10 protein-coding genes are annotated in these 14,331 nt (G+C 73.9%); all 10 read right to left on the bottom strand.

The features are described from left to right. Positions 1–9: 9 nt before the first annotated feature. On the bottom strand, positions 10–1,539 hold the full coding sequence (locus tag BKD26_RS05320) for a DUF6519 domain-containing protein (protein ID WP_084896327.1): 1,530 nt from the start codon (positions 1,537–1,539) through the stop codon (positions 10–12). 72 nt (positions 1,540–1,611) lie between these two features. Next, entirely contained in the window at positions 1,612–3,777 is a 2,166-nt protein-coding gene (locus tag BKD26_RS05315) for a hypothetical protein (protein WP_084896325.1), read from the bottom strand. Further along, complete coding sequence (locus BKD26_RS05310) at positions 3,774–7,508, bottom strand: putative baseplate assembly protein (RefSeq protein WP_084896323.1); 3,735 nt, start codon at positions 7,506–7,508, stop codon at positions 3,774–3,776. The genes BKD26_RS05315 and BKD26_RS05310 overlap by 4 nt, the downstream gene beginning before the upstream one ends. Further along, positions 7,505–10,864 (bottom strand): putative baseplate assembly protein, encoded by a 3,360-nt coding sequence (locus BKD26_RS41095; protein WP_241518546.1) that lies wholly within the window; start codon positions 10,862–10,864, stop codon positions 7,505–7,507. The genes BKD26_RS05310 and BKD26_RS41095 overlap by 4 nt, the downstream gene beginning before the upstream one ends. Then, a complete protein-coding gene (locus tag BKD26_RS05300; RefSeq protein ID WP_084896321.1) occupies positions 10,861–11,256 on the bottom strand; it encodes a GPW/gp25 family protein in 396 nt (131 codons plus the stop codon). The genes BKD26_RS41095 and BKD26_RS05300 overlap by 4 nt, the downstream gene beginning before the upstream one ends. After that, positions 11,253–11,597 (bottom strand): hypothetical protein, encoded by a 345-nt coding sequence (locus BKD26_RS05295; RefSeq protein WP_347104279.1) that lies wholly within the window; start codon positions 11,595–11,597, stop codon positions 11,253–11,255. The genes BKD26_RS05300 and BKD26_RS05295 overlap by 4 nt, the downstream gene beginning before the upstream one ends. 19 nt (positions 11,598–11,616) lie before the next feature. After that, positions 11,617–12,144, bottom strand: coding sequence for a phage baseplate assembly protein V (locus tag BKD26_RS05290; protein ID WP_084896317.1), 528 nt, complete (start codon positions 12,142–12,144; stop codon positions 11,617–11,619). Between the two features lie 18 nt (positions 12,145–12,162). After that, positions 12,163–13,305, bottom strand: a complete 1,143-nt coding sequence (locus tag BKD26_RS05285) for a hypothetical protein (protein ID WP_084896315.1) — start codon at positions 13,303–13,305, stop codon at positions 12,163–12,165. Then, positions 13,298–13,645, bottom strand: coding sequence for a hypothetical protein (locus tag BKD26_RS05280; RefSeq protein ID WP_084896313.1), 348 nt, complete (start codon positions 13,643–13,645; stop codon positions 13,298–13,300). Before BKD26_RS05280 ends, BKD26_RS05285 begins: the two co-directional genes overlap by 8 nt. 3 nt (positions 13,646–13,648) lie before the next feature. Continuing rightward, positions 13,649–14,314 carry a hypothetical protein gene (locus BKD26_RS05275; protein ID WP_084896311.1) on the bottom strand — a complete coding sequence of 222 codons (666 nt, stop codon included), beginning with the start codon at positions 14,312–14,314 and terminating at the stop codon, positions 13,649–13,651. Positions 14,315–14,331 lie beyond the last annotated feature (17 nt).

The following is a 14,331-nucleotide window of genomic DNA, read 5'->3' as shown; positions in this document are numbered from 1 at the left end:
CCGGGTCCGTCAGTTCTCGCCCTGCGCGGACGGACCGGACGGCGCACCGGACGTCTCGGCGGCCCTCGCCTCCGCCTCGGCCTCGGCCTCCGCCGCCAGCTCCTCCTCCTTCGCCGCCGGGACCGGACCGGACAGCGGCCCGAACGCCAGGCGCAGATCCGAGACCGAGCCCTCGCCGAACACCCAGGCCAGCGGCGCGTAGTGGACCTGGATCCCGCTCGCGGCCCGGAGCAGCGGCCGGCGGGCCGCGTCCGTCGGCCACTCCACATCACCCGTCGCCGTCCGCGCGGCGACGGTCCAGAAGTCGCCGGAACGGTACGTCCGGCCCGGCTCGAACCAGACCTCGACGCCGTCCTCCAGCGGCAGCCAGCGGCCCTCCTCGATCCGCAGCGCCCCGCCCCGCGGCTTCGGCGCGCCCTTGTGCGTACGGCCGCTCACCGCCCGGTGGTCCCAGCGCCGCAGGAACGGCTGCAGCTCGGGGCGCCGGCCCACCGACGGGTCCGGCTCCGCCGACAGCCGCACCCGCCGCCCCGGCAGGTCGACCTCCTCGACCCGCAGCAGCGGCAGCGGCTCCCCGCGGCTGACGTAGCCGGTGTCGGCGAACTCGACCCAGTCGCCCACGTTCACGTCCAGCTTGTCGTCACCGCCGAGCGAGGCCAGCTCCACCCACGTACCGTCGAGCCCGTCGACCGCGAAGGCCACCGAGCCGTTCTCCCGCGACCACTTGAACGTGGCGTCCTCCGCCGACCCGCCCTGGTGGACCTCCACCCGGTACAGCTGGTTCTCCGGGCCCCGGTAACGGGCGTCCGGCCTGACCAGGCACGGGTCCTCGTCCGCGTGGTCGGGGCGCCGGCTGCGGGCCGCCATCCGCGAGGTGGGGGCCTGCGCGGCCGCCCAGGCGGCGAAGGCGGCACGGATCTGGTCCTTGTCCCGCTGGTCCGCCACCTCCAGCCGGTCGCCCGGCAGCGGCAGCACCTGCCAGACGACCTTCAGCCGGGCCGCCGTGTCGGGCATCGCGGACCCGAGCGCCACCTCGCGCAGCAGCGGGTCCTCGGCCGCGGTCACGACACGCTCCCACACCTTCAGATACGCCAGGTACGGGAACTGCGCGGGCAGCCGGTCGCCGGGCCGCTCCGGGTCCCGGTACCCGTCGGGCTGGTCCCAGTACGTCCAGGTGTCGGGTGACGCCGGAGGCGTAGCCGTCTCGTCCTCGGCCGCCTGTCCGTCGTCGTCGACCGGCGTACCGGAGCGCGGCCGCGTCGCGTCCAGCGCGATGCCGTCCACGTAGTAACGGCCGGGCCCGATGGTCAGCTCGTCCAGCTCCTGGCCACGGCCCTTGAAGTCGATCGCGAAACCGGTCGCGCCGCGCGGGCCGCCGTGCTGTCCGATGATGTCGGCGGCGATGGTGCGGGCCAGGGCCAGCTGGATCGCGGCCTGCTCATTGGCGTCCGCGTCGAGCTGGACGCGGCCCTGCTGGGCGATCACCGCCGAGTAGTGCCGCTCCGGCCGGAAGGTGACGCGGGAGAGGTCTGCGTGCATGGGAAGGGGTCCCCCTAGGAAGTCCGTCGTTCAGAAGTTGAGGGTCGAGGATTCGTGGGTGGACGACGGGAATCACGTCACGGTGATGACCCCCGCGTCCGTCCCCGCCGGTGTGTACTCGGCCAGCCGCGCCCGCAGGCTGTCCATCCGCTGCGGCTGGTACAGGTCGTGGAAGGCACCCATCTCCGAGCCGTCCTCCGCGCCCCGCCCGATCTCCTCCGGGCAGCCGGCGGCCAGTTGCCCGTACGCCGGGGTGCCGTACCGCTCGCTCGTGAACAGCGGGCGCACCAGGGGCGCGTTCTCGCGGCCCGCCAGGTCCGGCTGGCAGCGGTGCCGGCGCGGGGTGCGCGAGCCGGGCGGCACGTACGAGAACCGCAGGCAGCCGATACCCCGCCGGGCCACATGGAGCCGCCCGGTGAAGACGCTGTTCTCGGCGATCTCCACCGCGTGGGTGTGGACCTCTCCGATGACGGTGGTGCGGTGGGCGTGCAGGACGGCGTGCGCGTGGCGGCAGTCCGGGGCGGACAGGGCCGCCCGGTCGTGGCCGGTGGCGTCCAGGACGCTGTCGCGGATGTGGATGTCCAGCGGGTCGTGGCCGACCTCGTCGCCGATCACCTCGATCGTGCCGAGGACGCTGCGCTCGATGGCGACGCACGCCGTGGTCCGGTCGAGGACCAGGCTCGGCTCCTCCGGCGAGTGCGGGTCGCACTCCGGCTCCAGCGACCAGCCCGGCACCAGCGTGCAGTGCCGCAGCACGACCGCGCCCACCGGCCCGGTGACATTGAGGCCGCGCCCCGTGATGAGCAGCCCGTCGAGCAGGATCCGGGGCGCGTCACCGGAACAGTCTCCCAGCGCCCGGATGTTGAGCGCGTCCGGCCGGTTGCTGTACCAGTCGAGCAGCCGGATCACCGGCCGCGTACCCTCCGCCGCCCGCAGCTGGAGCCGGTCGCCCGGGTCCAGGTCGAAGTCCAGCTGCTCCTGGTAGGCGCCGCTGTGGGTGATCTCGATGACGCCTTCCGGTCCGCAGCGCCCCGCCCGCCGGTCGCCGCGCCAGTCCCCGTACGCGTCCATGATCCGCCGGTACGGCTGCCCGGGGCCCACCCGGTAGACCGTCGCGCCCGCCGGCGTCTCCCGCTCGCGCGGGTACTCGCCGCCGCCCATGTCGTCGGAGAACGCGTAGTGGTACGTGACCCACACCCCCTGCCGGGGCGCGGAGCGCGAGCCGAACGCGAGCCGGCCGAGCACCGGATCGACCGCGACCTGCCCCCGCTTGGGGCGGTAACGCCAGCCCGACAGGTCCGCCACCACCAGGTCCGACATCGGCACCGGCTCGTCCTGGCCGTCGCGCCAGATCGTGAACGACTTGCCGGGCCCGTAGTAGTCCGCGAGCCGGTCGGCGAGCTGCCGGCGGCGGATGTACGCCGGTACGTTGTCGATCGTCGCCACGTGCGTGGCGGACGGCTCGGGCACCGGCTTGGTCACCAGCGGGCTGTCGTTGCCCAGGATCGAGAACGTGTAGAGGTTGCGGGCCCGGTCGACGCAGTACGCGGGCGCACGGGTCACGTGGTACGGCTTCAGCCGCCACACGAACAGCCCCACCCCGGCGGGGGAGTGGCCCCCCTGCGTACGCGCGGACCCGGCCCGCCGCACGTCCACCGACCGCGCGACCGCCCCGAACGGGCCGCCCACCAGGTCCAGCGCCGCGCCCTCCCGCACGTCGGCGAGCCGGCCGCGCTCAAGGCGCCGCGCGTTCACGGCCGCCGTGCCCGACCCGTACAGCGTGACCGGCTGGTGTCCCGCGACCAGCCGGGAGAACTCCACCGCCCGCGACGGCCACCCGGCGACCGAGCCGGCCAGCTCCTCCAGCAGCGCGAGGCTGCCCTTGCGCCGCCGGTTGGCGACCGTGGCGGCCACGTCCCGGCGCGGGGCCAGGGCCTCGGCGAGCCGGACCCGTGAGTCGCCGTCCCCGCCCCCCAGCCCCTGCGCCTGGACCCGCTCGTACCCGGGCAGCGGGGTGTAGCCGACCAGATCGCCCAGATACGGCAGCACCCAGGGCGCCGCCGTCTCCACGAACCAGTCCTCGTAACCCTGCGCGACCCCGTCCCGGACCAGGTCGACCTGCTCGGCGATCACCGCGAGCAACGCGCGCAGAGGCTCCCCGGCCTCGGCGTCGCGCAGCCGGTGCCACTGCGGGAGCAGCTCCATGAGCCCGTCGGGTTCCCTGTTGGTGGGACTCATGAGGTGACCTCCGTCAGAATCAGCATGTCCGCGACGTGCGGGGACAACAGGGCGAGCTGCGCCGGCCGGATGCCACGGAACACGAACAGCGACCGGCCCTTCTCCAGCCGCCGGGTGTCGGTGATGTCCGGGTTGAGCCGCAGCAGTTCGGCCAGCGGCAGGCCGTAGCGGGCGGCGACGGCCGTGAGGGTCTCCCCGTCCTCGGCGGAGACGCGGTGCACGTCCTCGTCGTACCGCGCGAGGCTCGCCGGGACCGTGGTGCGCGGCTCGGTGAGCGACCCGGCGAGGCCGACGAGCCCGTCGGGCGTGACGGACGCGGGCACCCCGGTGAACACGTCCACGTCGATGTAGTCCACCCCCGGCACCCGGTGCGCCGCCGCGAGCACCTCCGAGAGCCGGGCCGGCACCCCCAACTCCCGCTGCCCGGCGCCGAAGCGGCGCAGCAGCGCCTGCCGCAGCCGGGGCTCCACGACCGACCAGGTGTGGTCCGGCGCGACCCTCACCCGCGCCGACAGCAGCAACAGCACCAGCTCCCGCACGTCCACCCGTACCGGCAGCCGCGCGTCGCCGTACCGGGCGAGCGAGGAACGCAGCGCGCGCAGCACCTCCGAGTCGGGGCCGATCGCGATGTCGTCCACCCCGGCGACCGTCACGTGCAGTACCCGGCGCCGCCCGTCGAACACCTCGCGCGCCACCGCCCGGCCGATGCCCGCCCGTGAGCGGGCGAAGTCCTCGTAGTCCTTGACGGACACGAGCCGGTCCAGCGCCGACACGGCCAGCGGGATGGTGCGCCGGGTCAGCCCCGGGCCGTCGGCGTCCGCGCCGCCCGTCGCGGGCCGCGGGTTGGTGACGGCGGTGACGCCCAGCGGCCGGGTGACCGCCTGGGTGATCCGGTCCGCCGCCACGTTGGCGGCCCGCCCGGTGCCGAAGCGGTACCGGGCGCGCACGTTCTCGTGTCCGGTGGGCAGCCGGGCGCCGTGCACCCCGTCGCCGAACGTCACGGTCGTACGCCCGTCCCCGGCCGTCCCCGTGACGTAGACCCTCTCGGTCGGGCCGCGCCCGGCCAGGCTGTCCACCTCGTGCCACAGCAGCCCGTCGACCCGCACCTCCAGGGTGGGCGTCGCGCCCAGGGGGTTGCCGGCGGGCAGCCAGGTCAGCGGCGACTGCCAGAGCGTGAACGTCTGATGGGTGCGGCTCGCGTCGCCGCTGCCGATCGGCTCGTCGCGGCTCTCGCCGTGCGTCGCCGGGACGACATTGCCCTGGATCCGCACGGTGTCACGCCGGTAGCGGTACGCGAGGTCGGCGGTGAGCGTCAGCCTCGTGTGGACGTGGTCGCCGGGCACGTGCGGGTCGCGGTGCTGCTCCACGGCCGCGACCACCGCGAGTTCCGTGCCGCGCACCCCCGCCGTGCCGGGGACGTCGGTGCGCTCGCCCGACACGATCAGACGGCGGCCCGGCCGCAACCCGCCGTACAGCTCCGCCAGTTCGATCTCGTTGCCGTGCACGTCCTCGCCCAGCGGCTCGTCGGCCAGGCGCAGTGCCTCGCCGCCCGCGTGCACGGTGGCGTCACGGATCGTGGACAGCAGCACGTCGTGCTCGTCCAGCCACGGGTCGGCGAGGGTGAGTTCGGTGCCGCGCCCGGTGATCCCGAAGTCGGTGTACGCGGCGGTGCGCACGGCCGTCACCCGGGTCGTCACGAACGCGAGCGCCGGGTCGCCCGGCACGCCGTTCTCGGCGCCCTTGCGAGGACGCTCGATCGCGACCCAGCTGCCGACCGTGATGCCGTCCTGCACCGAGTCCAGCGGCAGGACATGGCGGTCGGCCCGCTCCGGCACCGTCGCGATGCCGATCTCGACGTTCGCGGGCTCGCTGCCGGCCGCGTACCGCACGGTCACCTCCAGCCCGCCGTGCGTGACCTGCTTGTGCTGGCCGGGGGACAGCAGCCAGCTGCGGGGTTCGCCGTTGTGGACGACCACATGGACCCGCCCGTCCTCGGCGGGGCGGGACACGAACAGCTTCCGCTCCGGCAGCCCGTCCGAGAACTGCGCGGTCACGCCGGGCTCCTGCGAGTCGGCGGGGCGGCGGGTCAGCCAGCTCAGGTCGTGGTCCTGGCCCACCCGGGTCCGCAACTCCACCTGCCCGGGGCCCAGCCGGAACGTCTTCTCGGCCGGCAGGTTCTCCGACCTCTGTACGGAGGCCCCCGTCTCGACGTGCTGGAACTCGGCACGCACCGGCACCCGGCCCGCCGTGTCGTACACCACCCGCATGGTGGTCAGGGCCGAGCCGCCGAGCGGCCAGTCCGTCTGCCGGATCACCGTGCCGCGCTCGTCCTGCACCGGCTTCAGTGGCGCGGTCGCACCGAACGGCGCGGCCGTCACCCGCAACACCTGGAGCTCACGCAGCAGGGGGGAGGTGACGGGAGCGGCATGGCGCCACGCCGCGTACATCCCGTCCGCCACGCGCGGGTCGAGCGCGGACAGCAGCTGCGCACCCAGGTCGGAGCCGGGCGCGAAGAGCCGCTCCGCGGTGGGCGCCAGGGCCCTCGCCGGCGGTTCCACCTCGCGGGTGCGCAGCGCGGGCAGGACGGCTCCGAGGGCGCGCATGGCCGCGGAACCAGGTGCGCCTTGCGGGGCGGGCACCGGCTGCGAGGGCTCCAGATCCGCCGCCCGCTCCCGCAGGTCGCCGACCACCGCCTCCAACCGCTCGAACCAGGCGGCGACCTCCTCGTACGGAGCGGCGACGGCCTGCGCCTCGGCCAGCCGCTCGTGCGGGTCCGCCAGGCGCCGGGCGAACTGCGCGGGGCCGGTGATCCCGTCCAGGTCGGCGCGCAGCGGCGCCAGCACCTGCTCGTCGAACGTCTCGATGAGCATGCTGACGGGGCGCGGATTGGGATTGTCCGGGGTCGGCTCCCCGTCCTCCACGTCGAACGCGTCCTCGGTGATCCACCGGCGCAGCTCGGCCACCAGCTCGCTCAGCGACGGCGGGGCCGACTGCGGCAGCCCGATCGCCGTGACGTCGTCGTCCCGGTCGATCCGGACGCGCGCCACCGGCAGCAGCAGGCGCTTCGCGTCGGCGAAGACGAACAGCAGCCGGTCACCGGTCCGGAGCGACGTGTCGGTGCCCAGGACGTGGATCTCGGACCGTTTCCGCAGGCCGTCCGGCGTCAGCAGGCCCGGCCGGCGCCGCCGTACCGCCAGCTCGTTCCACGCCCACCGGGCCGTCAGGTCCTCGCTCGTCTCGAAGGTCTGCGACTCCTCGCCGACGGAGCCCGGCACGCTGGTGCTGCGCGCCCCGCGCGGAATGGGCACCTCCAGGTCCTCGGCCCGCGGATCCCGGTCCAGGGTGTACGCCAGCTGCGTGCCGGCCGCGACGCCGGGCCGTGGCCGGTGCCCCACCAGCCGCCCCAGCAGCGCCAGCGACCGGTGCTCGTTCGCGGTGCGCAGATATCCCTCGTCGGCGATCCGCTCGGAGTGGAAGGTGAGCAGGTCGCCCACGACCGCCCAGGCGTCCAGCAGCGCGATCGCCGGATCGTCCGGCGTACGGACGGTGAGCCCGCGCAGCGCCGGGTAAGCGGGCGAGGCCAGCCGGTCGAGCATGGCCGCCAGGAACGAGCCGTACTCACCGACCCGGTAGTCCAGGGCCGTACGCCCCGGCGCGTTGTACAGGGCACGCGGCGCGTGGCGCTCGTCGTGCCCGCCGCAGCCGCAGCCGCAGGTCCGGGGGCCGCTCATCGGGTACCTCCGCCGAGGTCGATCGACAGCCGGCCCAGCTCGGGCCGGTCGGGGTCGTTGTCGCACCGCGCGATCTCCAGCGGGCCGAGCCGCAGCACGCCTGCCTCCAGTGCCGTGTCGTCCGGTTCGTGGAAAAGCCGGGCCAGCCGGGTCACCCGTACGCTCTGCACGCCCGGCACCGCCGCTGCCACGGCCACCAGCCGGCTCAGCCGCACCGGTTCGCCGAAGGTCAGGGCGTCGGGGTGGAAGAACCCGAGCCTCCCGCCGGGCAGGCGCCGGCTGCCGAGGAGCCGGTACAGCTCGGCCAGGATCTGCCCGTGCTGGTGGCCGGGCGCCGCGCACACCGTGAGCGCGACGTCCAGCGGTACGTGCCGGGCCGGGCCGACCACCAGGTCGTGACCGATCCGGCGGTAGCGCTCCAGGGCGTACGCCACGGAGTCGAGCAGCTCGGGGGACGCGTCGCCGCTCCCCAGCGCGTCGACGGCGACATGAGCCTCCTGCACACTGCCGGTCCAGCGGATCTCCGCCGCCGCCCGCTGCACCCCGGGGACCTGGGCGGCGAGCGCCGCGTAGTCCTCGGCGGTGACGGCACGCAGCCGCGAGCGCTTCAGATCGAGCGGCGCCAACTGCCTTACCCGCTCCACTGGTTCGGGACCGGTACCGCCGACGGCGGGCAGCGGATTGCGCACGCCCGCCACCGGCATGGGCGCGCCGGTGTCGGAGTCGTCCGGGTCGCGGCACAGCACGAGGTGGTTGATCGACTCCGCGCCGACGTTGCCGGCCGTGCCGCCACCGAGCCGGTAGCGCAGCTCCAGCCGCGCCCCGGGGCGGGGGCGGGCACCGTGCCGCCCGTCGCCGAAGCGCAGGGCGATCCGCCCGTCGTCCTCCAGCTCCCCGACGAAGTGCCGCTCGCGCGGGCCGCTGCCCAACAGGTCCCGCCTGAGCGTCCAGACGGCGAGGTCGTGGTGGCGGTCGCGGCCGCCGTCCGAGGACCGCTCACTGCTCGGAGTGACGACGCCACCGCGACCGGAGGTCACCGCCGGGACGCCGGCCGCCGCCGACGCGCCGGGCGCGGATGATGCCCCGCCAGCCCCGCCAGCCCCGCCAGCCCCGCCAGCCCCGCCAGCCCCGCCAGTCACCGTCACCGCCGAACCGCACCCCGGCGACTTCCGCAGCCGCTCGTACAGCCGTACCGCCGGAAGGGCCTCACGAGGATCCTGTACGAGCGCGGCGGCAGGCCCCCGCAGCACCGGCTCGTCCGGGTGCAGCCCGGCCGCGTACGCCGGACCCCAGGTGTGGGCGACCTCCCAGGCGATGGACCCGTCCAGCACCGCACCGGCCCGCGCCCGGGCGGTCAGCACCTCCAGCCGCCGCAGCTTGGCGGCGAGCAGCCGCTCGCTGCGGTGCAGCAGCTCGCGCAGTGCCCGCACCGGGTGCCGGCGCAGCTCCAGGCGCTCCAGCACCCGCAGCCCGAACAGCACGGTCAGCTCGGCGATCTCCGGCTCCGCCAGGCCGTCGCAGTCGCGGGCGGAGCGCCACAGCTCCACCAGCCGCGCCCGCACCCGGCCCGGGATCGCGGCCAGCCGCCCGGCCTGCCCGGCCGACACATGGCGCGGTTCGGGGAACGGCACCGCCTGGACGACGGGCGAGCGGGGCAGGACGGGCCGGAAGCGGGGCGCGATGCCCGGGTACACGACCTGCGCCAGCAGCGTCTCCAGGGCCTCGGCCTGCACGTACGCCGTGCCGGGGACGACCTTGGCGCGCCGCCGGCCCGCCAGCTCCAGGCCGATGCCGGCGCGGCCGGTCGCGTCCTCGCCGACGACGGTGAACAGCTCCCGTACCTGATCGGCCGTCAGCAGCCGGCCCGTTCGGGTCTGCCGCAGCCGGGTGGTGATCAGATCGGCCGTGGCGTTGCCGTGGTCGGCGTCCCAGCAGCCGAAGCCCGACGGGTCGCACGACCCGAGGACGGCCGGCGCGGGCGGCACGGTGACCGTGTCCGGGCTGCCGCCGCAGAAGGTGAGCGACCGGCCGTGGTCCACCAGGACGACATTGCCGCGCGCCACGCTCACGTCCTCGACGGGCTCGCAGTCCGGGCCGCCACGGGTGGTGAGGCAGACGGGGAAGGTGAGGGCGTCCTCGGCCGCCCACGTCACCTCCAGCACCGGCTGATCGGCCAGCCGGTCCACGGCCGGGGTGACGGAGGTGAGGCGTACGGCCTGCCGGTGCGCGGGATCGGCGTCGCCGGGCGTCCCGGACCGTACCCCCCGCACCTCCTCGATCAGCAGCAGGTCGCCCGGCTCCAGCGCCAGGGCCCGCACCTCGCACTTCTCGTCCGCCCACGCGTCCCGCAGCGTCGCGGCCGTGGTCCCCTCGGGCAGCGCGCCCACCTCGCCGCTCCAGGTCCAGAAGCGGATCGTGTTGTGCGCGGGGCGCAGCACCAGCGGCTCGTGCGCCACGACCGGCTCGAACACCTCCACCGACCCGCGCTCCTCCAGCACGGCGAGGTCCCGGTCGTCGATGACGGTGCCGATCTCCGGCCGGTCGCGCGGCCCCAGCCTCCGTACGTCCACGGCGGCGAACCGGAACGTGCCGGGCGGCAGCGTCAGTTCCCGTACCGTCTCGACGGTGACGTACGCGCGGGCGTTGACGCCGTCGTGCATCGGGTAGTCGATGAGCCGTACGTGCCGGCGTAACGACACCCGGCGGCGGGCGGTGTCCAGGTACGCCTCCGTCGCCACCGCGTCCTGCTGGTAACCGATCCGGTCGGCGGTGTGGGCGAGCAGCTCGACCAGTGTCGTACCGAGGTCGGCGGCGTTGCGCTCCACCCAGTCCGGCGCGGTCAGCGCCAGCCGGTCCAGGATGAGTGTGCGGATCGTGTCGTAGTCGCGCGCCGTGTAGTCGATGACGGGCGCGGCGGGGAAGCCGGGCGGGCAGTCGGGCTGCTCGTCCCTGCAGTCGAAGGGCGTGGGGCAGTCGGTACGGAACGCGAACTCCGCGGAGAAGTACCGCTGGTCGAACCCGGGGAACGGCTCGGTGCCGGGGCGTCCGTACGGATCGGTGTCCACGACCGAGAGGCGGTAGCGGGACATGTCGCCGGTGCGGTCGAGCGTGACGTACAGCCGGTCGTCGAGCTCCGGGTCCTCCTCCCGCTCGACGGACACCTCGACCGCCTCGATGCCGGTGATCCGGCGGCCGCCGTCGATGCGTATGTTCTGCGGGCACAGCCCCTCGGGCGCCTTGCCGAGGAACGTGACTTCGAGCGTCAGCCCGTCGTCGCCGACCTCGACGGCGTCCACGCCGCCCAGCTGTACGGCGCGTACCCGCGCGCGCCTGCTGTGTGTGACCGTACCGCTCATGCGGCCCCCCTCCCCTCGAACACCTCGTCGCGCCGGCTCCCGGTGGAGCGCACCACATAGCGCAGATACACCCGGACCACGTTCTCCTCGCTCACCACGTCCAGCGCCTCCACCTCGATCAGCTCGCCCAGCCACCGCTGCAACGAGGCCTGCACCGACAGCTCCAGGGCGGAGGCCAGCTCCGGGCTGTTGGGCGTGAAGACCAGATCGAGCAGCCCGCACCCGAAGTCGGGCCGCATCACGCGCTCGCCCGGGCTGGTGAACAGCAACTGCTCGACGAGGTCCCGCACATGCTCGTCGTCGTCCGCGTGCGCCGTCCGGCCCCGGGCATCGACCCGGAACGGGAAGGCGATGTCCGTCCGTACCGTCCGCACCGTCCTCACGCTCCTCATCGCGACGACACCCCCCGCGACGCGCCGGCCGCCACCACGGGCGGGCCCTGCGGGACGAGCGCGGCGCTGAAGCAGAGCGCGGGCGTCGTGTCGAGCAGCACCGGCGAGCCGTCGATCAGCACCCCGCCGCGGGCGGGCGTCCAGCGCACCGTCGCGCATGGGTGCCGCACACCGCCGACCGTGTGCCGGCAGCCGACGACCGTGAAGACATCGGCCGCGGTCGGCACCGGATGCCCGTCGGCCCGGACTCCGGACGACGACGGTGCGGACGCGGGCACGACCCGGCCGCCGTGCGGGCAGCTGATCGAGGTACCGCCGTTCACGAGATTCCCGGACAACACGATTCTCCCCGTTTCCTGACTAAGGCTTCTTGGGCACGATCAACCGGCCCTCGTTGATGTTGACTTCACTGCCGGTCAGCACGATCGTCGCGCCCTGGCCGTTGGCGATGGTCACGCCCTTCTCGTCGATCTGTACGTACGCGCCCGTGGCGGCCTGGAGGCGGATCCCGTTGCCGCCCGGCACGTCTCCCATCACCAATTTGTGCTGGTCGGAGGTCTGGATCACCACGTTCTGGTGCGCCGGTGGGCCCGCCAGCGCGTCCGGCGGCAGCTCGGACTCGTGCCCGTACCAGCACCCCGTCCAGATGGGGTAGCTGGGATCCCCCTGCTCGAACTCCACCCACACGCCGGCTCCTTCGGCCGGAACCGCGTACTGCCCCGACTGGCGCCCGGTGAACGGCAGGCAGGGCAGGGCCCAGGTGGACGGCTCATCACCCAGCACGTCCGGCACCTTGACGGTGACCCGGCCGATCCTCAGCGGATCCCGGTTGCTCACCACCTGGCCCCGGAACTTGCCGAGAAACCGGTTGTTCGGTCCTGCAGCCATGCAAAGTTCTCCTGGTCCTCACGGTCGCACGGTGCCGCTGCGGGCGATCAGTCCCTCACGTGAGAGCGTGAAGTTCTGCTGGTACGAGCCGGGCCTGATGTTGTGGGTGACGGACTTGACGTAGTAGTCGCCGTCGTACGCCCGGCCGGCGCCGCGCACGCCGACGAGCTCGCGCGGCTCGAGCACGTATCCGTGCCGGTTGACGTCCAGCGACCCGGAGCCGGAGACCGCGTCGGCGGACGTCGCGGCTCTGGCCAGGAGCTCGGCCCGGGCCTGCTCCGGGGCCCTCTTCGCGGTACCGGACAGGGTCCTGCGCTTGAGGGCGGGCGTGGGCCGCCTGCCGAGCGGGGGGCGCAGGGGGTTGATGTCGGGCTGCGGCAGCAGCTGGGAGTCCCGCGTCCTCGGGTCCTGCCAGCGGGCCTGTGGTTCCTCGCGGGCCGTCCCGTCGTAGGCGAACGTCAGCTGGTCGACGGTGGAGTTGACGTCCATGTTGACGTTGAGCGCGTGCTGCCGCCGGCCCAGCCGCCGCTCGGGCCCCCAGTAGGCGAAGGACTGCTGGTGCCCGGGCCCGGGCTCCAGGTAGAAGGTGTAGCCGTTGGCCCGGGCGAGCTCCGTCACGTACTGCAGATCGGTCCCGGACTGGTACTCGACGCGCAGCCGCTCACGCGGCGGCTGATGCACGTGCTCCGGGACGACCCGCGGACGGATGCCGTAGTCCGCGTATCTCGCGAGGATCCTCTTCACCCGTTCGGAGGGGGGCAGATTCGGGTAGCGATCGGTCCGCTCCTCGAGGTCCATGAGCAGGGTCAGGTCCTCGCCGGTGACGGTGAGGGTGGTCTGGCCGGGAACGTTGCTCACCCCCACCTCCTGGCGGACGATGAGACCGTCCAGGACCACCGTCGATGTCCCCTTGACCGAGGTGGTGACGATGACCCGGGTCCTGGGGTCGAAGAACCCCTCGGGCAGCAGCCGGTCCGTGATCAGCCCCCGTTTGGTGAGGTCGAACGCCAGCTGGAACCCGCTCCGCTCCCCGGCGGTCAGGGTGATCTGCGCGGACAGCAGTGCCGCCGCGACCTCGGCGGGGACGGGACGGGTGAGCCTCGGCCCCATCTCCAGGGCGAGATGAACGGGCCCGCCCCCGACGGGCGTTTCCTCAGCCATGGAATCCGCCCGCCTGGGGTATCCGGATCTCCTGTCCGGGCTCCCCGGTCAACTCGTGCGGATCCAGGACCGGATTGGCGTCGGCGATCTGCCACCACTGCCCCGGGTCGCCGACGTACCGCTGCCCGAGGTGGTCCGGGCGCTCGCCGCTGCTGACGGTGTGCGGCGCGGTGTCCTCGTCGGCCGGCAGCGGCGGCAGTAACCGCCGCTTGGTGTACCGCACTTCGGTCCCGTCGGCCATACGGTGCACCCCGATCTCCGCGTCGTGGTACCGGCTGGTGCGGGGATACGGGTGCGACCCCGGAATCGCGTCGAGCGCGCTCTCGTACGGTTCGATCACGTCCTACAACCCCCGTCCCAGCCCCAGCTCCGCCAGCCGCCCGCCGCGCGCGGACGCGGCGAGCCGCTCCTTCTGTGCCAGATGCGCCAGATACAGATCGGCCCCCCGGTGCCCGGCCGGCAGATCACTGACGCTGAGCACCTTCATCCCGATGCCGAGGCTCGCCCTGATCGGGTTGAGATGGACGTCGAACGCCGACTCGTTGATCGACAGCTCGGTGAGCCGTACCGGCATGACGCGCTTGCTGCCCCACGTGAACAGCGTCAGCGGCACCTCGATCGGACTGATCTCGATGGCCCCCTTCTTCGTCAGCCGGGACGCCTCCCGCAACTGCGCGGTGGTGGGATGCACCAGCATCTCCAGCGTCGCCAACTGCGGATGGATCCCCTCGGGCGCGGCCACCTCGAACTGATCGGTCGCGTCGATCTCAGCCGTGAACTTCCACGTCTCCTCGGCCGGCCCCTTGAGCCGCAGGGCCTCGTTCCGGTCCCCTCCACTCCCGCCACCCCCGGCATCGCCGCTCCCCCCGGCGGCCTGGGGCGCGAGGGACCGCTCCAGGGTGTCGGGGTTGAACTGCAGCACGATGATCCGCTGCGGCGTCCCGCGCTCGGGGTCGACGACGACGATGCCGGAGCGGATGGGTTTGGGTATGTCGGCGTAGCGGGTCATGGGTTGCCTTTCTGCGC

The sequence above is a fragment of the Streptomyces sp. CB03238 genome (genome assembly GCF_002099185.1).
Taxonomy (GTDB): Bacteria; Actinomycetota; Actinomycetes; order Streptomycetales; family Streptomycetaceae; genus Streptomyces.
Note: the sequence above shows the minus strand (reverse complement) of the source record. Positions and strands in the feature narration are given on the sequence as shown.